General features: G+C 34.5%; 22 protein-coding genes. 2 read left to right on the top strand and 20 right to left on the bottom strand.

Annotation, left to right across the window (positions count from 1 at the left end; all coding sequences use genetic code 11):
* Positions 1 to 103 precede the first annotated feature (103 nt).
* The 17 genes from rplK to KA858_RS08110 form a co-directional block, all read right to left on the bottom strand.
* Positions 104 to 526 carry a 50S ribosomal protein L11 gene (rplK, locus tag KA858_RS08190; protein ID WP_001832298.1) on the bottom strand — a complete coding sequence of 141 codons (423 nt, stop codon included), beginning with the start codon at positions 524 to 526 and terminating at the stop codon, positions 104 to 106.
* A gap of 187 nt (positions 527 to 713) precedes the next feature.
* Positions 714 to 1,262 carry a transcription termination/antitermination protein NusG gene (gene nusG / locus KA858_RS08185; RefSeq protein WP_053031020.1) on the bottom strand — a complete coding sequence of 183 codons (549 nt, stop codon included), beginning with the start codon at positions 1,260 to 1,262 and terminating at the stop codon, positions 714 to 716.
* 17 nt (positions 1,263 to 1,279) lie between these two features.
* Complete coding sequence (secE, locus tag KA858_RS08180; protein WP_011276726.1) at positions 1,280 to 1,480, bottom strand: preprotein translocase subunit SecE; 201 nt, start codon at positions 1,478 to 1,480, stop codon at positions 1,280 to 1,282.
* Between the two features lie 61 nt (positions 1,481 to 1,541).
* On the bottom strand, positions 1,542 to 1,685 hold the full coding sequence (gene rpmG / locus KA858_RS08175; RefSeq protein WP_080365550.1) for a 50S ribosomal protein L33: 144 nt from the start codon (positions 1,683 to 1,685) through the stop codon (positions 1,542 to 1,544).
* A gap of 98 nt (positions 1,686 to 1,783) precedes the next feature.
* Positions 1,784 to 2,371 (bottom strand): sigma-70 family RNA polymerase sigma factor, encoded by a 588-nt coding sequence (locus KA858_RS08170; protein ID WP_210125956.1) that lies wholly within the window; start codon positions 2,369 to 2,371, stop codon positions 1,784 to 1,786.
* A 70-nt stretch (positions 2,372 to 2,441) separates the two neighbouring features.
* Positions 2,442 to 2,969 (bottom strand): NYN domain-containing protein, encoded by a 528-nt coding sequence (locus KA858_RS08165; protein ID WP_053031016.1) that lies wholly within the window; start codon positions 2,967 to 2,969, stop codon positions 2,442 to 2,444.
* Positions 2,966 to 3,715: a 23S rRNA (guanosine(2251)-2'-O)-methyltransferase RlmB gene (gene rlmB / locus KA858_RS08160; protein WP_210125955.1), complete on the bottom strand. Its 750-nt coding sequence runs from the start codon at positions 3,713 to 3,715 to the stop codon at positions 2,966 to 2,968. The genes KA858_RS08165 and rlmB overlap by 4 nt, the downstream gene beginning before the upstream one ends.
* A gap of 8 nt (positions 3,716 to 3,723) precedes the next feature.
* Positions 3,724 to 4,110 (bottom strand): Mini-ribonuclease 3, encoded by a 387-nt coding sequence (locus KA858_RS08155; protein WP_107630137.1) that lies wholly within the window; start codon positions 4,108 to 4,110, stop codon positions 3,724 to 3,726.
* 1 nt (position 4,111) lies between these two features.
* Entirely contained in the window at positions 4,112 to 5,512 is a 1,401-nt protein-coding gene (gene cysS, locus KA858_RS08150) for a cysteine--tRNA ligase (protein WP_053031010.1), read from the bottom strand.
* Positions 5,496 to 6,137 carry a serine O-acetyltransferase gene (gene cysE, locus KA858_RS08145; RefSeq protein ID WP_070854635.1) on the bottom strand — a complete coding sequence of 214 codons (642 nt, stop codon included), beginning with the start codon at positions 6,135 to 6,137 and terminating at the stop codon, positions 5,496 to 5,498. Before cysE ends, cysS begins: the two co-directional genes overlap by 17 nt.
* 441 nt (positions 6,138 to 6,578) lie before the next feature.
* Positions 6,579 to 8,033 (bottom strand): glutamate--tRNA ligase, encoded by a 1,455-nt coding sequence (gltX, locus tag KA858_RS08140; protein ID WP_107630139.1) that lies wholly within the window; start codon positions 8,031 to 8,033, stop codon positions 6,579 to 6,581.
* Positions 8,034 to 8,447: 414 nt separating this feature from the next.
* Positions 8,448 to 9,470, bottom strand: coding sequence for a PIN/TRAM domain-containing protein (locus tag KA858_RS08135; RefSeq protein ID WP_481906426.1), 1,023 nt, complete (start codon positions 9,468 to 9,470; stop codon positions 8,448 to 8,450).
* 74 nt (positions 9,471 to 9,544) lie between these two features.
* A complete protein-coding gene (gene radA, locus KA858_RS08130) occupies positions 9,545 to 10,909 on the bottom strand; it encodes a DNA repair protein RadA (RefSeq protein ID WP_210125953.1) in 1,365 nt (454 codons plus the stop codon).
* A gap of 351 nt (positions 10,910 to 11,260) precedes the next feature.
* Positions 11,261 to 13,741, bottom strand: coding sequence for an ATP-dependent Clp protease ATP-binding subunit (locus KA858_RS08125; RefSeq protein ID WP_210135406.1), 2,481 nt, complete (start codon positions 13,739 to 13,741; stop codon positions 11,261 to 11,263).
* Positions 13,742 to 13,756: 15 nt separating this feature from the next.
* Positions 13,757 to 14,764 carry a protein arginine kinase gene (locus KA858_RS08120; protein ID WP_053031002.1) on the bottom strand — a complete coding sequence of 336 codons (1,008 nt, stop codon included), beginning with the start codon at positions 14,762 to 14,764 and terminating at the stop codon, positions 13,757 to 13,759.
* Positions 14,757 to 15,320: a UvrB/UvrC motif-containing protein gene (locus tag KA858_RS08115; protein WP_053031000.1), complete on the bottom strand. Its 564-nt coding sequence runs from the start codon at positions 15,318 to 15,320 to the stop codon at positions 14,757 to 14,759. The genes KA858_RS08120 and KA858_RS08115 overlap by 8 nt, the downstream gene beginning before the upstream one ends.
* Before the next feature lie 22 nt (positions 15,321 to 15,342).
* On the bottom strand, positions 15,343 to 15,804 hold the full coding sequence (locus tag KA858_RS08110) for a CtsR family transcriptional regulator (RefSeq protein ID WP_053030998.1): 462 nt from the start codon (positions 15,802 to 15,804) through the stop codon (positions 15,343 to 15,345).
* A 154-nt stretch (positions 15,805 to 15,958) separates the two neighbouring features.
* Between KA858_RS08110 and KA858_RS08105 the strand changes: the two genes are divergently transcribed.
* Positions 15,959 to 17,173 (top strand): NupC/NupG family nucleoside CNT transporter, encoded by a 1,215-nt coding sequence (locus KA858_RS08105; RefSeq protein WP_053030996.1) that lies wholly within the window; start codon positions 15,959 to 15,961, stop codon positions 17,171 to 17,173.
* A 101-nt stretch (positions 17,174 to 17,274) separates the two neighbouring features.
* Here KA858_RS08105 and pdxT read toward each other — a convergent pair whose 3' ends face one another.
* Both pdxT and pdxS read right to left on the bottom strand, forming a co-directional pair.
* A complete protein-coding gene (gene pdxT / locus KA858_RS08100; protein WP_156305016.1) occupies positions 17,275 to 17,829 on the bottom strand; it encodes a pyridoxal 5'-phosphate synthase glutaminase subunit PdxT in 555 nt (184 codons plus the stop codon).
* Between the two features lie 3 nt (positions 17,830 to 17,832).
* Positions 17,833 to 18,720, bottom strand: a complete 888-nt coding sequence (pdxS, locus tag KA858_RS08095; protein WP_070854640.1) for a pyridoxal 5'-phosphate synthase lyase subunit PdxS — start codon at positions 18,718 to 18,720, stop codon at positions 17,833 to 17,835.
* Between the two features lie 100 nt (positions 18,721 to 18,820).
* On the opposite strand from pdxS, the gene pdxR reads away from it, so the two are divergent.
* Positions 18,821 to 20,182, top strand: coding sequence for a MocR-like pyridoxine biosynthesis transcription factor PdxR (gene pdxR, locus KA858_RS08090; RefSeq protein ID WP_210125951.1), 1,362 nt, complete (start codon positions 18,821 to 18,823; stop codon positions 20,180 to 20,182).
* A 340-nt stretch (positions 20,183 to 20,522) separates the two neighbouring features.
* Here the strand turns inward: pdxR and KA858_RS08085 are convergent, their stop codons facing one another.
* Positions 20,523 to 20,879 carry a DoxX family protein gene (locus KA858_RS08085; RefSeq protein ID WP_210125950.1) on the bottom strand — a complete coding sequence of 119 codons (357 nt, stop codon included), beginning with the start codon at positions 20,877 to 20,879 and terminating at the stop codon, positions 20,523 to 20,525.
* Between the last annotated feature and the right edge of the window lie 102 nt (positions 20,880 to 20,981).

The raw sequence follows: 20,981 nt of genomic DNA, 5'->3' as shown, positions 1-20,981 counted from the left end.
TAGTCATCCAGACCAATCATAGACAATATTGTCGTTGTCATTTCTGTTACCTGCTATCGTCTATCAGTTTATTTCAAAATTAAACTAACTTATTATTCTTTAATTATTGTACAGTGATACCCATACTACGAGCAGTACCTTCGATAATACGCATAGCTGCTTCTTCGTCTGCAGCGTTTAAGTCTTGCATTTTAGTTTGAGCAATTTCACGTACTTGATCTTTAGTTACTGTAGCAACTTTAGTTTTGTTAGGTTCACCAGAACCTTTTTCTACGCCAGCTGCTTTTTTAAGTAGTACTGGAGCCGGTGGAGTTTTAGTAATGAATGTAAATGAACGATCTTCATAAACACTGATTTCTACCGGAATGATTAAACCTGCTTGTTCTTGCGTACGTGCGTTGAATTCTTTACAGAATCCCATGATGTTCACACCTGCTTGACCTAATGCTGGACCAACTGGTGGTGCTGGGTTCGCTTTACCTGCAGGAATTTGTAATTTAACTACTTTTTCTACTTTTTTAGCCACGATGTGCACCTCCTTGATATCGTGATGTGGTCACAGGGCTCAGTTTTGCCCTCCCACTCATAAACATTTCGTGACGAAATGAGCGCTATAAAAACGCGACCACATTATTTTAACACTGAACCAACTTAAAAAGCAATAGTAAAATTTCATCTTTTTAGTTGTTCAATGCTTTTCCATAATTACTTGATTATAATTTTTCGATTTGATCAAATTCAACTTCAACTGGTGTTTCTCTTCCGAACATATCAACCAATACTGTTAATTTGAACTTATCAGGTTCAATCTCTTGAACTTCTCCTACTTGATTAGCAAATGGTCCAGATTTAATACGAACTTGTTCACCGACATCTAATTCAACATCAATTGTTTTTTCTTTCAGTCCCATTTGTTTCAAGATAAATCTCATTTCTTCTGGAAGTAATGGATTTGGTTTAGAACCTGCACCAGCTGAACCAACGAATCCTGTAACACCTGGTGTATTACGTACTACATACCAAGATTCATCAGTCATTACTAATTCTACAAGTACATAACCAGGGAATGTTTTTTTAAGTAGTTTTTTAGCTTTCCCATCTTTAACTTGTGTTTCTTCCTCTTCAGGTATGACAACTCTAAAAATCTGTTCTGTCATATTCATTGATTCTACTCTTTTTTCTAAATTCTTCTTAACCTTGTTTTCATATCCAGAATACGTATGCACAGCATACCAACGCTTTGCGCCAACCTCTTCAGACATGTTGTCACTCCTTATTCTTATCTAAATAATTCAATTAAATTACCAATACCTATATCTAACACCCAGAAAAAGACCATAAAGAAGATTACTGTAGAAACTACAATCACAGTATATTTAAAAAGTTCTTCTTTTGTTGGCCAACTTGTTTTTTCCATTTCACTTTTAACGCCTTGGAAGAAACTATCTTTTTCTTTGTTTGTGCCCTTATCTTTAGCCATCAAAATTACCTCCATACTCACAGTTAGTTAACCGCTACCTCTAATAGTAATAGTTTCACTATTATTTAGACTCTTTGTGAATCGTATGCGCATTACATCTCGAACAATATTTTTTTAATTCTAATCTCGTTGCAGAAGTTTCTTTTTTCGGTACATTATAGTTTCTTGTACCACAAACTTCACAAATTAAAGGTACTTTTTTCAATTCAGTTCACCTTTGCTCATTTTAATACCAGTATACTATACATAAATAAAACATTAAATGTCAAACTAGCACCGCTATATAAATGCTATTACAACTTACTAATGATGCTTCAATAAATAACACTTCATTTTTATTTTACAACGTTGAATACTATTGTAAACCACTTTATCTTTAATACCTAAATGTTTCGCAATTTCATTAGGCGTATAATCAGACATTAGTAATTGTGCTACACAACGTTCAAACTGACTTAGTGCTGTTAAACTACGCGTTAACATTTTACGTTGCTCATGTAACATACATACTTCTTCAATACGTTTGATAGATTGGTTCAATCTATATTCGATGACATAATCATTAATCATACTATCTCGTTTATTCATTTCGGTATACTTTCTTCTCCAAAAATCCTTTCGTATTGAACGTACAATACAGTTTAAATAGTGTTCGAAAGGAACATTCGTACTAAAATCAAATGTATGGAGTGCTAAGTAAATTCTGATTAGTGATTCTTGTACTAAATCTTCTATTTCTTCATTCTGCACTCTAGAACTTTTAAACTTTAGAATAAGCTCCGGTTGTATATGATTTACTATTTCTATAAATAATCTTTCTCGTTCGAGACTACAATGACTATTTTGAAACGCTTTAAATGTCTCCTCTAGTTGTTTGAATTGATGCGCCATAAACCTTCCCTTTCAAATTAAGTTAGAGAAAGTTTATACGATGTTATTTTCAAAAGACAAGTGGGCAATTTCAATCTTTGTTATGATTCCCGCGTCTTATTTTTTCAAATTCTGCTAATACATCATTTGATAATGAAATTCGAGTTCTTGGTTTACTTTCTGTGAAATTATCCAAAGACTTACTGACCGTGATTTCATTCTCTCTTAAATCACGCCACATTTCTCTCGAAGATACTCGATATGCGCCAGCACCAAATATGGCATGTTGCTCACTCATATCACTCGTTACAACGGTAATATGTGTTGTGTGTTTATTATATAGGTTATAAACATAACGTTCGATATAGCTATCTGCCGTTTCTTTTTCTTTAGTAAATACTGTTTTTACACCATGATAAATGTATTCTCTTTCTATACCTGATTGTTCATATGCATCAAACACACATACAACTTCATCAGCGACAACAGCATTATAGTTAGCAATGGCATCTAATAATTGTTCGCGTGCTTCTTGCAAATTATGCTTTGCAATCTTACCGAGTTCCGGTGACTGTCCAATCATATTGTAGCCATCAATAATTAAATATCTATCTTTCATGCGTTGTCCTCAATTTGATGACGTTTACGATAGACCTCATACATCATTAGACTCGCAGCTACAGATGCATTAAGGCTATTCACATGTCCAACCATTGGTATCTTGATGTAAAAATCACATTTATCTTTAACTAATCTACTCATACCTTGACCTTCACTACCTATAACGATAGCTAATGGCACATCCGCCGCCATATCTCTATAGTCCGTGGCATTATCCGCTTCAGCACCAGCCACCCAATAGCCATGTTCCTTTAATTCATCAATGGTTTTAGCTAAATTTGTAACACGCATAACCGGAACGTGTTGGATCGCACCAGTGGATGCTTTAGCTACAGTTTGTGTCAGCGCAACTGAACGTCTTTTAGGAATAATAACACCATCAACACCACTAGCATCTGCCGTTCTTAATATTGAACCTAAGTTATGTGGGTCTTCTAAGCCATCTAAAATTACAACCGTTGATAAACCTTCTTTATCTTTTTGCGATTGTATAAATTGATCGAAATCCGCATATTCATATGGGGCAATCAGTGCAGCGACACCTTGATGAGGTGCATTTGCTAAATTATCTAATTTGGATTTCGGCACAGTTTGCACAATTAATTTTTGTGCTTTTGCATTTTGTAAAATATCATTAATTTGTTGCTTTCTAATACCTTCTTGAATCCAAATTTTATTAATTGTATGGCCAGAAACAATCGCTTCTTTAACAGCATGTCTACCGACAATAACGATATCTTCCACTGTCTTCACTACCTTTCATTGACTGTTTGTACAATCATATCAAGTAAATTTTTCAATCTTTCTTCTTGATGATCTAAATATAAAAATCCAATGACTGCTTCTAACCCAGAACTTTTACGGTAAGTTTGAATATCTGTATTTTTAGCCTTAGTGTGACTTTTAGCATTGCGACCTCTTTTAACAATGTCTTGTTCTTCATCAGTGAACCAATTCATTTCAAACAATGTTTCTAAAGTTTGTGCCTGACTTTTAGCAGACACATAACTTTTCGAAACTTGATGTAATCGATTGGGCTTACTTTGTAATTTAAGAACAATATATTCACGCACGTGCTGGTCCAATACTGCGTCACCCATGTAGGCTAATGTTAATGGATTTAATAATTTAATATCCATACTATCCACGTTTAAAGCGTACACCTTGTGGCGTATCTTCTAGTATAATATTTTGTTCTTTAAGCATATCTCTAATTTCATCTGCACGTGCAAAGTCTTTATTTTTACGCGCTTCATTACGTTCTTCGATGAGTTTTTCAATATCTTCATCAAGTAACATATCTGATTCATTACCTTTAAGTGGCACACCGAGCACATCACTGAATATTTGATAAACTTCTTTAAATCTTGAAATGACTTGCGTAGATGTATTGTTTTCTAAAACGTATTTATTCGCAAGTTTAGACAAATCATACCAAGCAGTAACTGCGTTGGCAGTATTGAAATCATCATCCATAACAGTCTCAAACTGTTCTAAAATAGCATCGATTTGATCAATATAATTAGATTGATCAACAATATCTGTCGCAATCGTTTCACGTTCTTCTATCAATTGATAACTATTTCGGATACGCTCTAAACCACTCTTAGCTGCATTAACCAGTTCTAAATTATAATTAATAGGACTTCTATAATGTACGCTAATCATAAAGAATCGCAATACATCAGGATCTACTTCTTTAATGATGTCATGTACTAAAATAAAGTTACCTAATGATTTACTCATTTTTTCGTTATCAATATTTATAAAGCCGTTATGCATCCAGTAATTTGCGAATGGCGCGTGATTATGTGCTTCTGATTGCGCAATCTCATTTTCATGATGTGGGAATTGTAAATCAGAACCACCGGCATGAATATCAATTGTTTTACCTAATTCGTGAAACGCCATTACAGAACATTCAATATGCCAACCTGGACGTCCCTCACCAAAAGGACTTTCCCAACTAATTTCACCAGGTTTTGCTTTTTTCCATAATGTGAAATCTAGCGCATCTTCTTTTTGTTCTCCAGCTTCAATTCTTGCGCCTACTTTTAAATCATCTAATGACTGATGACTTAATTTACCGTACCCCTCAAATTGACGCGTTCTAAAGTATACATCGCCATCACTCTCGTAGGCATAACCGTCGTCAACTAAATCTTTAATAAAATCAATAATCTCGTCCATATGATTCATTACACGAGGATTTGAAGTAGCTTTCTTAACATTTAATGCGCCAACATCTTCATAAAATGCTTTAATATATTTATCTGCAATATCTGGCACACTCTCATTCAATTCTTTCGAACGGTTAATTAATTTATCGTCTACATCAGTGAAATTTGAAACATAAATCACTTCATACCCTTTATATTCGAAATATCTACGCACCACATCATAATTAATAGCTGGACGCGCATTACCAATATGAATGTAATTGTATACCGTCGGACCGCAAACATACATTTTCACCTTACCTGGTTCAATCGGTTCAAATGTCTCTTTTTGACGTGTCAAAGTATTATATAATGTAATCATCTTTAATCTCTCCGTTCTTAGCTTTTTCTAGTTGCTTTTCTAGTTGCTTAATTTGTTCAAATAATGGGTCAGGTAAATTACGATGATCAAATGTTTTACCAATACGTTTACCTTCTTGTTTAACAATATGTCCTGGAATACCGACGACAGTCGTATAACTTGGAACGGATTGTAATACTACTGAATTCGCACCAATATTTACATTTGAATCAATTTGAATATTACCTAGCACTTTTGACCCAGCTGCGATTAATACGTTATCGCCTATATCAGGATGACGTTTCCCTTTTTCTTTACCTGTACCACCTAGTGTGACACCTTGATAAATAGTTACATTATCACCAATTGTACAAGTTTCACCAATGACAACGCCCATACCGTGGTCTATGAATAAGCGTTTGCCAATTTTAGCACCTGGATGTATTTCAATCCCTGTAAAGAAACGTGATACTTGAGATATGATTCTCGCAAGTACATAACGTTTTTTATTATAAAGTTTATGCGCAATTAGATGACTCCATACTGCATGTAATCCAGCATAAGTTGTAATCACCTCAAATGTTGTACGCGCTGCTGGGTCTTGTTCAAACACCATTTTCACATCGTCTCTAATTCTTTTTATCAAGACTGTCGCCCCCTCAGTTTTTTAAAAAGTTAAAAATTTATCAAAATCAATATACACACTACTAACATACATAATAGATAAACAAAATAGCGCCCTAACACTAAGATGCTAGAGGCGCTACTGCACGGTTCCACTCTGTATTCTAGATAAAATTAAGCTAGTCCTTCACCCTACCTATAGGTGATAAAGTTAACTTTATCATACTCATTTACTTTATTTAGTTGATCAAACAAAGGTGCATTCAATATCGTCTATGGTGTACTCGCAGCGACCGTACACTCTCTGAAATCATAGTCTAATATTTACTAATCCTTTGCGCTTGTAACATCAATATTAACATGACTTTGCCATGTTTAACTTTATCATATTTTCTTTAATGTAAAATTTCAAGTGTTAGCTAAATGAAATGTTCATCTTGTTCACGTATATGCTTTACACCATTTACACGTATTTTTTTAATCGTGATAATACTTTGTCTTTACCTAGTACTTCAATTGTATTTGGTAATTCAGGACCATGCATTTGACCTGTTACGGCAACACGAATTGGCATGAATAATTGTTTACCTTTAATACCTGTTTCTTTTTGTACTTCTTTAATTGTCTTTTTGATGTCACCCGCTTCAAATGGTTCTAAAGCCTCTAATTTACCATATAGATGTGACATTAATTCTGGTACTTGTTCCCCATTAATAACCTCTTGTTCTTCTTTACCTAATTCAGGCATTTCATGGAAGAACATTTCAGATAACGGTACAATTTCGCCTGCATAACTCATTTCTTTTTGGTAAAGTGCAACTAATTTGCGACCCCATTCTCTATCAGCTTCACTTGGAGATTCTGGGATTAAATTAGCTTTGATAAGATGTGGTAATGCAAGTTCAAATACAGTATCTGTATCTTTCGTTTTCATATATTGGTTATTAACCCAAGCTAATTTTTGTCTATCGAACATTGCTGGTGATTTAGAAAGACGTTTCTCATCAAAGATCTTAATAAATTCTTCTTTAGAAAAGATTTCTTCTTCGCCTTCTGGAGACCAACCTAATAAAGTAATAAAGTTAAATAATGCTTCTGGTAAGTAACCTAAGTCACGATATTGCTCGATAAATTGTAAAATTTGACCATCACGTTTACTTAGTTTTTTGCGTTCTTCATTAACAATTAATGACATATGACCAAAACGTGGTGGTTCCCAACCAAACGCTTCATAAATCATAAGTTGTTTAGGTGTGTTAGAAACATGGTCATCCCCACGAATAACATCAGAAATTTCCATATAGTGATCATCGATGGCTACAGCAAAATTATACGTAGGTATGCCGTCTTTTTTAACGATAACCCAATCTCCTATGTTATTTGAATCGAATGAAATTTCACCTTTCACCATGTCATTAAACGTATACGTTTGATCTTGAGGCACACGGAATCTAATTGATGGGCGACGTCCTTCAGCTTCAAATTGTTGACGTTCCTCTTCAGTTAAATGTGCGTGTTGGCCACCATAACGAGGCATTTCACCACGTGCAATTTGTTCTTCACGTTCTTTTTCAAGTTCTTCTTCAGTCATATAACATTTATAAGCTTTATCTTCATCCAATAATTGCTGGATAAGTGGATTATAGATGTCACCGCGTTCAGATTGACGATAAGGACCATAACCTTTATCTTTATCGATAGATTCATCCCAATCTAAACCTAACCATTTCAAGTTATCAAATTGAGATGACTCACCATCTTCAAGATTACGTTTACTATCTGTATCTTCAATACGCACTACGAAATCACCATCGTAATGTTTAGCAAATAAATAGTTAAATAATGCAGTTCTTGCATTACCAATGTGTAAATATCCAGTTGGACTTGGCGCATATCTCACTCTAATGCGTTCACTCATCGTATTCACTCCTATAATTATTAATTCTGTTTTACCATCGAATTCATACGCTTTATCTAATATAGGTGGCGCGCTCTGTAATTTAACCGAGCAGTCATACACCATTCAGAAACATCTTCAAACCATTAGAAAAAAGTTATTCCAAACTATCATTTTAGACGTGTTTCCGAATAACTTTCCAATTTACATTCATCTTAGATAAAAGTTCGCATTTCTTCATTATTGTAGCATTAAATCAATACTTTGATAAGTCACATGTTTCCACTTACCACACTTAGTTGCACATTCACTCACATTACATAAATAGGTTTCATGCTTTGCTATTTGAAAAGCGTACGCTCACCATTTAGCGTTTCACATGAAACCTAGTCTTTTACACATATTTTAATATCATCATCAAACCTATTCTATGAATTATGATTCCGAATCGTCAACTTTTTTAGCGAAAATAATACGACCTGACGATGTTTGCAATAAACTGATAACCTCTAAGTCTACATGCTTACCAACAAGTGGTTTCGCATTATCAACCACTACCATTGCACCGTCATCTAAATAGCCAACACCTTGACCAGGTTCTTTACCCATTTTAGTCAATAGAATATTAATGCGATCGCCTTGATGTACATTTGGTTTAATTGCTTCAGACAAGTCATTCACATTCAACGCTTTAATTCCTTGAACGTGACATACTTTATTTAAATTAAAATCGGTAGTAATCACATGCGCATGATATTTCTGTGCTAATTTCACTAATAATTCATCGATATCACTGTGAGACTTTTGTGGATGTATCACACGTGTCGGATAATCTAAATCATATAATTCATTTAATATATCTAATCCACGTTGCCCTTTTTCACGCTTCACGCTATCATTCGCATCAGCAACGACTTGAAGTTCATTAATGACACCTTGCGGAATAAGTATTTCGCCATCGATAAAACCACATCGAATGACATCTAAGATACGACCATCGATAATTGCGCTTGTATCTAATAGTTTAGGTACGGCACTAATATTACTTTTAGACATAGAACGCGCCATGTTTTCCGGCAAGAACATGAGCATTTCGTCACGCTTCTTCAACCCAAATTGGAAGCCTAAATAACATAGCAATAAAGTAATAATAAGTGGTATAAGATGATTCAGTATCGTATTTCCAATCATTTCTAGAATAAACGAGGCCATTACTGAAATAAATAGGCCAATGATAAGTCCGAGTGTTGCAAATAAAATTTCAACTGCGCTACGTTGCATAATCCAATGTTCAACGGCTTTGAAAGTTCTTGTTACTTTATTAATAAAGAAGCCAAAAATCAAGAAAAATACTACGATACCTATTAAGCCGTCAATATAATAATTATTTAAAAATGGATAACCATTAATATTAAAATCTTTAAGTATTTCAGGTATTAGCAAAATACCAAGTGCCATACCTAAGATAATATATATAATGATTACAATGCCTTTTAATACTTTCAAAAGTCTCACCTCTTTTTCAGCTTATGTTACGCTTTAAAAGCATATTTAAGTGCCTCATGTACAGTAGAGACGCCTACTACTTTAATACCTTCAGGGAATTGCCATCCACCAATATTGGTTTGTGGAATAACCACTCGTTCAAACCCTAATTTAGCCGCTTCTTGAACACGTTGCTCAATTCGAGAAACACGTCTCACTTCACCAGTCAAACCTACTTCTCCAATATAACAATCCAGTCCATCCACTGCCTTATCTTTGAAACTTGAAGCTGTCGCTACAATAACGCTTAAATCAACTGCTGGTTCTGTTAGTCGAACACCACCTGCCACTTTAATATAAGCATCCTGTTGTTGTAATAAATAATTTTCCTTTTTCTCTAATACTGCCATTAATAAACTCAAACGATTATGATCAATTCCTGTAGCCATACGTCTAGGGTTATTAAATGTGGTAGGTGTCACTAACGCTTGAACTTCTATTAGCAATGGTCGCGTACCTTCCATCGTTGCTACAATTGTTGATCCAGGTACATTAGTAGACCGCTCTTCCAAGAACATTTCTGATGGATTGTGTACCCCTTTCAATCCGCTTTTTTTCATTTCAAAAATGCCCATTTCATTAGTAGAACCAAAACGGTTCTTAACTGCTCTCAAGATACGATAAGCATGATGCTCATCTCCTTCAAAGTACAATACAGTATCAACCATATGTTCTAATAAACGTGGTCCTGCAATTTGACCTTCTTTGGTTACATGACCAACGATAAATGTGGCGATATTCATTTGTTTGGCAATATTCATCAAACTCTGCGTGCTTTCTCGAACTTGAGATACAGAGCCAGGTGCCGAACTAATCTCTGGATGATATATGGTTTGGATCGAATCGACCACTAAAATATCTGGCTGTGCTTGTTGAACCGTTTGATATATCGCTTCTAAATCTGTTTCTGCCAGCACGTTTAAATTACTAGAATCTTCATCTAGACGATCAGCTCGTAATTTAGTTTGATTAAGTGATTCTTCACCCGTAATATACAGTACATTTAATTTTTGTGATAGTGATGCACAAATTTGTAGTAATAGTGTTGATTTCCCAATACCAGGATCTCCACCTATTAACACTAAAGAACCACTGACAATACCACCACCTAAAACGCGGTTAAATTCTTTTGATTCTGTCTGAACTCTTGGCGTCACTTCATTCTTAATATCATTTAATTTCTGGACCTTTGCGCTAGATGTTGTTGTCTTAACGCCGTGTTTGGGATTTGAAGCTTTTTCAACAATTTCCTCCATTTGATTCCATGAACCACAATTAGGACATTTTCCCATCCATTTTGGAGATTGATAGCCACAAGCCATACACTCAAAAATCACTTTCTTTTTGGCCAAAATTGCACCTCCGATTTTTCTTTGAACAAATCTATTTTATATGTAACGTTGTACAATGACAAATGTAAACTTAAGTATTTTATATAAATATGTTGCTATTCATTGTTCGAAATGACGTATATAGATAATCATTTTATTTCAGTTGAAATCATTACATTATATTTCAAAAAGTAATAGGAGTGGAACAGAATCCATTACGAATTCATGTCCCACTCCTAGATAAATGACGAGTGCTAAGGAACGCACTATATAAACATTATCTCACCTTCATTAGTTAACACGTACTTTGCGTTATAACCCTATACTATTTTTATCCTAAAAACAGCTAGGCCTAACGTTCATTTTATTAAATTATGCTTCTGTTTCAGTTACGTCACTATCTTCGTCTGAATCTGAAACATTATTATTTTTTTCGTTGATATTATATTTGAATTCATCGCCATCATGATCAATCACGACTTCTTTACCTTCGATTTGGTTGCCATCTAAAATTAATTCACTTAAGTTATCTTCAACTGTTTTTTGAATAGCTCTGATTAATGGACGTGCACCATACTCTGGATCATAACCTTCTTCCGCAATTTTCTCTTTCGCTTTGTCGGTTACTACAATATTAATATCTTGTTCAGAAAGACGTTGTGTTAATTTATTAACCATCATTGTAACAATTTCTTTTAATTCATCTTTAGTAAGTTTATGGAATACGATAATGTCGTCTACACGGTTTAAGAATTCTGGACGGAATGAATTTTTCAATTCTTTCATCATTGTCTTGCGAATCGTTTCATAGTCATGACCGTCAGAGCCACCACCGAAACCTGCAAAGCGTTGATCTTGTAATTCTTGTGCACCAACATTTGATGTCATAATAATCACAGTATTACGGAAATCAACTTGACGTCCTTTAGTATCCGTTAGATGACCATCATCTAACACTTGTAATAAGATATTAAACACATCTGGATGTGCCTTTTCAATTTCATCAAATAAAATAACTGAATAAGGTTTACGTCTAACTTTTTCAGTTAATTGGCCACCTTCATCATGACCTACATAGCCAGGAGGCGCTCCAACTAAACGGCTGACTGCATGTTTTTCCATAAACTCACTCATATCAACACGAATCATTGCATCTTCTTCGCCAAACATTGATTCTGCTAACGCTCTAGCTAGTTCCGTCTTACCTACACCAGTTGGTCCTAAGAAGATAAAGCTACCGATTGGACGTTTAGGGTCTTTCAATCCTGCACGTGCGCGACGTACTGCTTTACTTATAGATGTTACAGCGTCATTTTGACCAATCACTCTATCATGTAATGTTTGTTCAAGATTCAATAATCGGTCTGACTCTGTTTCATTGATTTTTGTAAGTGGTATGCCTGTCCAGCCTGCAATCACTTCACCAATATCTTCTTTAGATAGTGATGTAGATTTATCACCTTGCGTTGTTTGCCATTCATTTTTAGCATCTTCATATTGTTTTTCAAGTCTCGTTTGTTTATCACGTAAATTAGCCGCATTTTCGAATTCTTGAGCGTGAACTGCAGCGTCTTTTTCATTTTTCACTTTTTCAATTTCTTGCTCAATTTCTTTCAAGTTGTTAGGTGTTGTATGACTTTTCAATCTTACTTTTGAACTTGCTTCGTCAATTAAATCAATTGCTTTGTCAGGCAAGAAACGATCAGATATATAGCGATCACTTAATTTAGCAGCCGCTTCAAGTGCTTCATCAGAAATATTAATACGATGATGGGCTTCATAACGATCTCGTAATCCTTTTAAAATTGCGATTGTATCTTCAACAGAAGGTTCATCAACTTGAATGGGTTGGAAACGACGTTCTAACGCTGCATCTTTCTCGATGTTTTTACGGTATTCATCTAATGTTGTAGCACCAATACATTGTAATTCACCACGAGCTAATGCTGGTTTTAATATATTTGATGCATCAATTGCGCCTTCTGCACCTCCAGCACCAACTAATGTGTGCAATTCATCAATAAATAGAATAACGTTACCAGCTTGATGGATTTCTTCCATTACTTTTTTCAAACGTTCTTCAAATTCACCACGATATTTAGTACCTGCTACAACTGTTCCCATATCAAGTGACATGACACGTTTATCTTTTAATGTTTCAGGCACTTCATTATTAACAATCGCCTGTGCAAGACCTTCTGCAATTGCAGTTTTACCTACACCCGGTTCCCCAATTAGTACTGGGTTATTTTTAGTACGACGACTCAATACTTCAATCACACGCGTAATTTCTTTATCTCTACCCACAACAGGATCTAGTGTTCCATCTTTGGCAATCACAGTTAAATCACGTGCTAATCCATCTAATGTAGGTGTATTATTTGATTTATTTGCTGTAGCCTTTTTATTGCTCATTTCAGGACTTCCTAATGCTTTAACCACTTGAGCACGCGCTTTTGTAATATTTAAATCTAGATTAGCAAACACGCGCGCAGCTACGCCCTCATTTTCACGAATTAAACCTAGTAAAATATGTTCTGTACCTACAAAGTTATGATGTAACTTTCTAGCTTCGTCCATTGAAAGTTCAATTACCTTCTTGGCTCTAGGTGTATAATGCAATGTTCCTGTTTGATCTTGTCCATGGCCGATTAATTTCTCAACCTCTTCAATCACTTTATCTTCGGTAATATTGAAACTTTCTAATACTTTAGCGGCTATACCTTCTGGCTCTTTCATTAAGCCAAGTAGTAAGTGTTCTGTACCTATATTAGAATGATTTAAACGTATAGCTTCTTCTTGCGCATGTGCTAAGACACGTTGTGCACGTTCAGTTAATCTACCAAATAGCATATATTTCTGTACCTCCTATTGTGTATATTCTCTTAATATATCTGCTCTCTTCTCATTTACAGAGATTGTTTCATCTTCATCGTTATAAATAAATGCTGATTGAATACTTACCATCAATTCATTAAATTTAAAGTCTTTCAATGTTAAATACCCTAAATCGATACCTAATTTCACTTCACTTAAACGATAGGAAGCTTCTTCCATTGAAATAATTCGACTGTTCTGTAAGATGCCCAACGACCGATAAACACGGTCTAACGTTTCCAATTCATTATAATGCGTTAAGCGTTCACGAATTTGCATTTCTTCATTTATAATTTGTTGAACAACTTCAGTTAAGTTATCTATAATTTCTTCTTCAGTTTTACCAAGTGTTAATTGATTTGAAATTTGATAGATATGGCCATAAACTTGCGAGCCTTCTCCATATATACCTCGAATCGTAAAACCAAAACGATTAATGGTCTGTGCAATACGATTCATACGTTTCATGATGGATAACCCTGGCAAATGTAGCATTACACTTGCTCTCATACCTGTACCAATATTAGTTGGGCATGTTGTTAAATACCCTAAATGTTCATCATAACTAATGTCTAGCGATTGATCTAACGTATCATCAATATCACTCGCTTTGTTATATAAATCGTGTAATGACAAATCATTTCCCATTGCTTGTATGCGTATATGGTCTTCTTCATTAATCATAATACTGATTGATTCGTCTTCATTTAATAACACTGCTGATGCCGGTTGTTTAATAAGTTCAGGACTAATTAAATGTTTAGCAACAAGTTTCATCTTGTTTTGTTGATCCATTGTATCTAATCGCATGAGAGACAAATTAGGTAATACATCTTGTACTTCATTTATCACTCTAAAGCCATCTTGTTCTGAGGGAAACATGAGTGGATGGACATGATTTTCTAAGTTTCTAGCTAATCGGATTCTGGAAGACATCACAATTGGAGATTCTTCCGTTTGCTTCATCCATTCACTGATATGCGTATTCATATCACTCATTACGTTCCACCCCGCTCTCGTCTTTCAATGCTTTTATTTCGTCTCTAACGATAGCAGCTTCTTCAAAGTTTTGTTCATCAATTAATACATTGAGATACTTCGTTTTTTCTTCGATTTGTTTTTTGATGGCAAGTTTCTTATGAGAAGAACGAGGCGTTTTACCTACGTGCTCAAATTGCCCACCTTGCACACGTCTTACTATATCTACAATGTCATCTTTAAATGTAGCATAACAATTTGCACAACCAAATTTCCCTACATGTGCAATATCTTTTAAAGTCATGTTGCATGTTGGACATCGCTTTTCTTCTTGAAAAGCCACTTCATGAAAATTAATTCCATGCTTAGTTGCTAAATGTTGCAATATTTGTTTGACGACGAAAGCTTCTTCAATATCATCTTGAAACTGAGAATGTGGCGATGTATTTTCATTTTGTTGCCAAGGATTTTCACCCTGCGCACAAATAGAACATACCCATTTCTCAGAAGTGCCTTCTTTACTTTTTACTGTGAGTTTAACCTCTGCTTCATTTAAATGACAGTTTTCACAAAGCACACATAGACACCTCGCTTTTCTACTAATAATAATTAATGATTGGTAATACGCGTTTTAATATGTTGGCTCTAATGATATCTCGAGCAACCACGTCCATTTTTAATGTTTCGCGATCTACGATTACTTGAATCATTCTTGCTTCTCTTTCACTGATGAGTCCCTTATCTAGCAAACCATCTATAATATAATACGCTTGTTGTTGAGAAATAGATGGCCCAATGATTTGCAATAGGTGATTAATATACCCCGTTGCATCTTTATTTTCAATTTTAGTGATTCGGATATAACCTCCGCCACCACGTTTACTTTCTATTTCATAACCATGTTCATTTGTGAATCTAGTTTTAATAACATAATTTAGTTGAGAAGGTACACAGTCGAAACGTTGAGCAATGTTAGCTCGTTGAATTTCTACCACGTCTTCATTACTTTCTTCAAATAACTTTTTAATGTACTGTTCTATGATGTCAGACATGTTGTGCATGATTTACCACCTCTTTTGACCTTCTTTGACTATATTATATGAGCATCTTTGACCTTTTTCAACCAATTTGTTTTTTAATTTTCTAAAATAATGATGTTACATGCAAGAATTTAATGTATTATATTAATTAAGAAAAATTTAAAGGAGTAGAATTATGCATATTCTTATTGGGATTATTGGGATAATTTTCTTTTTGGCACTTGCATTTTTGTTTAGCTCTGACAGAAAAAATATTCGCTGGCAATATGTTGGTCTTTTATTAGTCATCCAACTTGTATTTGCGTTTATTTTATTAAAAACGACAGCAGGTATTACAGTTATTGGGGGGATTTCGGAAGGATTTAACTACTTATTACAAAAAGCTGCAGAAGGGGTTAACTTCGTGTTTGGCGGATTCAAATTTGTCGATCCAAAAAACCCACCATTCTTCTTTAGCGTATTACTACCAATTGTATTTATTTCAGCATTAATTGGTATCTTGCAATACACTCGAATCTTACCATGGATTATTAATGTTTTAGGATTCTTAATCTCTAAAATTAATGGTATGGGACGTTTAGAATCTTATAACGCAGTAGCTGCTGCAATCTTAGGTCAATCGGAAGTGTTTATTTCATTAAAACAACAATTACCTTACATACCTAAACAACGTTTGTACACATTGACCGCTTCAGCAATGTCGACAGTATCAGCGTCAATTATCGGTGCTTACTTCACATTGATTGAACCTAAATACGTTGTTACAGCAGTAGTATTAAACTTATTCGGTGGTTTCATTATTGCTTCTATCATCAATCCTTATAAAGTTAATGAAGAAGACGATAAACTATTAGTAGACGAAAGCGAAACTAAAAAACAATCATTCTTTGAAATGTTGGGAGAATACATTTTAGACGGGTTCAAAGTGGCAGTAATCGTTGGTGCGATGTTAATAGGTTATATTGCCATCATCGCATTATTAAATGGTATCGTTAGTGGTATCTTCAGCTTTGTTTCTGGTGGCGCAATTACATGGGATTTCCAAACGTTAATTGGATTTGTCTTCGCACCATTAGCATTTTTAGCTGGTGTACCGTGGGAAGATGCTGTTAAATCTGGTTCAATTATGGCAACTAAATTATTATCTAATGAATTCGTTGCAATGCAATCATTAGGAAACTTAAAAGATATTTCTGAACATGCTAAAGGTGTTACATCAGTATTCTTAGTATCATTTGCTAACTTCAGTTCAATTGGTATCATTTCAGGTGCTATCAAATCACTTAACTCTGAAAAAGGTGACGTCGTAGCACGTTTTGGACTTAAATTATTATTAGGTGCAACATTGGTATCATTTATTTCAGCAGCAATCGCTGGATTCTTTATCTAATATTGAAATTAAATACCCTAGAACTTCTGACAACTAGAAGTTCTAGGGTATTTTCATAGATGGAAACACTCAAATGCGTCTCTCCATTACCTACTATTCTTTTATTTGACCATATGATCGATAAAGTATTGTGTCACTCTATAATCATCCGTTAATTCAGGATGGAATGATACGCCTAAATATTTCCCTTGTTTGACTGCTACAATCTTTTCGCCCACAGTGCTTAATATTTCTACGCCCTCTTCAACACTAGCAATATGAGGTGCTCTAATAAATACACCTTCAATGTCTTCAGCTATACCTTTAATATCTAACTCTGCTTCAAAACTATCCACTTGTCTGCCAAATGAATTACGTTCAACAGTGATATTCAACTTTTTCAAATAGCCAGTTTCACCTTCGACATCTTTCGCAAGTACGATAAGGCCTGCACATGTACCAAACATTGGTAAATCAGACTGTTGTAACTTTTCTTTAAATCCATATAGATCCATTAATCTTCTTAGTGTAGTAGATTCTCCACCTGGAAGAATTAATCCATCTATTTCTTCTAATTGTTCAACCTTTTTAACTGCAATACCTTCATGACCACTAAGTTCAATATGACGAATGTGTTCACGTACGGCACCTTGCAATGCTAATACACCAATCTTCATAAATTACCAACCACGCTCTTGCATACGTTCTTCTAATGAAATTTGATTAATATCTAAACCTTTCATTGCTGTGCCTAATTCTGAAGCTAATTTACCGATAAGTTCATAATCTTGGTAATGCGTCGTAGCTTGAACAATTGCTTTAGCAAATTTCTCAGGGTCTTCTGATTTAAAAATACCTGAACCAACAAATACACCATCAGCGCCTAATTCCATCATTAAAGCAGCATCTTGAGGTGTAGCAACACCACCAGCTGCAAAATTAACAACAGGTAAGCGTCCGTGATCTTTAATTTGTTTTAACACATCATATGGTGCACCTAATTCTTTAGCATAAGTCATAATTTCATCGTCATTCATAACAACTAAACGACTAACTTCTGAATTAACTTTTCTCATATGTCTAACAGCTTCAACAATATTACCAGTACCCGGTTCACCTTTAGTACGTAACATCGCAGCACCTTCACCAATACGACGTGCAGCTTCTCCTAAGTTACGGCAACCACACACAAACGGAACAGTGAATTGATCTTTTCTTAAGTGGTATTCTTCGTCTGCAGGTGTTAATACTTCAGATTCATCAATATAATCTACACCCATAGCTTCTAATACACGTGCTTCAGTAATGTGACCGATACGTGCTTTTGCCATAACTGGAATTGATACAGCATTCATTACTTCTTCAACAATTTTAGGATTAGCGCTACGTGCTACCCCACCAGCTGCTCTGATGTCAGATGGTACACGTTCCAAAGCCATAACGGCAACTGCGCCAGCTTCTTCAGCAATTTTAGCTTGTTCTGCATTAACAACGTCCATAATAACGCCGCCTTTTTGCATTTCAGCCATTCCTCGTTTAACTCGATCTGATCCTACGATTTTAGACATAATATTAACCCCTTTTCACATTTGATTAAATTCATTTTAAGTTATAAACTGATATTTAAAAAGGTACAATTTATTTATAAAACTAGGGGTCAGTTTAAAAATGAAAAAGCAAAAATTATATATAGCATTATATGAGCAGCTGAAAAATCAAATTATCGAAGGTCAATATCAAACACAAGATAAATTTCCTTCAAAGCGCCAATTAAGTGAACATTTATCACTTAGCCATACAACTATTGAGCATGCCTATCAACTACTTTTAGATGAAGGTTTTATCTACTCTAAACCTCGCTCCGGCTATTATGTATCTGACATACAGTCTCTCCCTGTCATTAATGTTAATAGCCCATCTATTGAAACAGAAGCGAATCCAATTGACACTAACCAATATAAGTATGCATTTAATTTAGCAGAGATAGATGCCGAATATTTCCCTCTAAATCTTTTTAGAAAATTTGCAAAGGAAGCATTTGAAGATAATGAATTAGCGCTTTTAGAAAAAGGAGACATACAAGGTGAATTAAATTTACGACAACAAATCGCACATTATCTATTTAATAGTAGAGGTGTGTCATGTCATCCAAATCAAATTATCATTGGGTCTTCTACTGAGCAATTACTTAACATGATTACTGATATTCTTAAAACATCGTCATTCATAATAGAAAAACCAAGTTATCCTCCAATTAAACATGTTTTGGATAAAAACAATCACGATTATATTCAAGCAACTGTTGAGAAAGATGGAATAAACATGACTGACGTACTTAATTCTAATAATGATATTGTATATATCACACCATCTCATCAATTCCCAACTGGCTATGTCATGAACTTAAAAAAACGTACCCAACTCATTAAATGGGCTCATCAGAAACATAGTAGATATATTATTGAAGACGATTATGATTCAGAATTCAGATATTACGGTAAACCAATTCCTGCTTTACAAAGTTTAGATAAAAAAGACAAAGTAATCTATATTAGTACATTTTCAAAATCACTTTATCCGAGTTGTCGTATTGCTTATATCGTTTTGCCTCAAACATTATTACAATCTTATTTATCTATGCCTTATAAAGAGAGTAATACCGTCCCTGTTCATATCCAACAAATCATTACGAATTTTATGTCATCTGGAAGTTTTGAACGTCATTTAAATAAAATGAGAAAAATTTATAGAGAGAAACTAAATTATATATTGCAACGATTGGAACCCTATAAGGAACAACTAAATATTGAAGGCGCATTAACAGGAATGCATTTCACACTAACAGTAAATAATGGACTTACCATGTCTCAATGCCTGCACAATGCGGAAGAACTAAAATTAAAATTAAATATCTACAACTATGATGATCAAATTGAACCACTCCCAAAGTTTATTATTGGTTTCGGTGGTATTCCCAATCATCAGCTTAAAGAGCATACTGATATTTTAATCAAAGCATTAACTTTATAATCATTAAAAAGTGGGAGAGAAACAGAATTCTTTTGAATTCGTCGTAACCCCAACTTGCTTAGCTTGTAAAATCACTTTCGTGATTTTTTGTGTTGGGGCCCCGACCCCAACTTGCTTTGCTTGTAAAATCACTTTCGTGATTTTTTTGTGTTGGGGCCCCGCCCACCTCCGCAAGGGTGACTAGAACTGAGAAAAGCTTGAGTTAAGCGCCTTCTCAGTTCAGTCAGCTACTGCGAATTTGCTAAATAGCATTATTATATTATTTTTGTCCCAGACTGACTTTACTTTACTTGTAGAATTTCAATGAACGTATTTGCTAATTATTCGCAAATACACTTTTTTAATAAAGTTCCAGTGATTTCTTCCAATTATAAGAAATCATTACAGATATACTCATTACCAATAGTATAATTACAAGTTCTGAAGCCATATAACCATGTGCTAAATGAACTGTAAATAAAGCGCCAAGCATAATTATAATGAAACCAGCAGCAACATAGTTTGCAAATAAACCTATGATCATTAATATGCCTCCGATAAACTCAAATAACCCTAATATAATGCCTAAGAATGCAGGGAAACCTAAATCAGACATCATTGCCATCGGTTCTTTAAATCCACCAAATACTTTTTGAGATCCATGTATTGTAAATGTAATACCTAACATAAGTCTTATTAATAATAAAGCAATTCTCATTGTAAGCCGTTCTCCTTATAGATATATTTATTATACTTAATATATTACATATACTACATGATGTTAATTATTATTTCAACCTTTATATCATTAAACCTTCGG

The organism is Staphylococcus sp. GDX8P80P (assembly GCF_017893095.1).
GTDB classification, from domain to species: Bacteria; Bacillota; Bacilli; order Staphylococcales; family Staphylococcaceae; genus Staphylococcus; species Staphylococcus borealis.
This window is presented reverse-complemented; position numbering and strand designations above follow the sequence as displayed.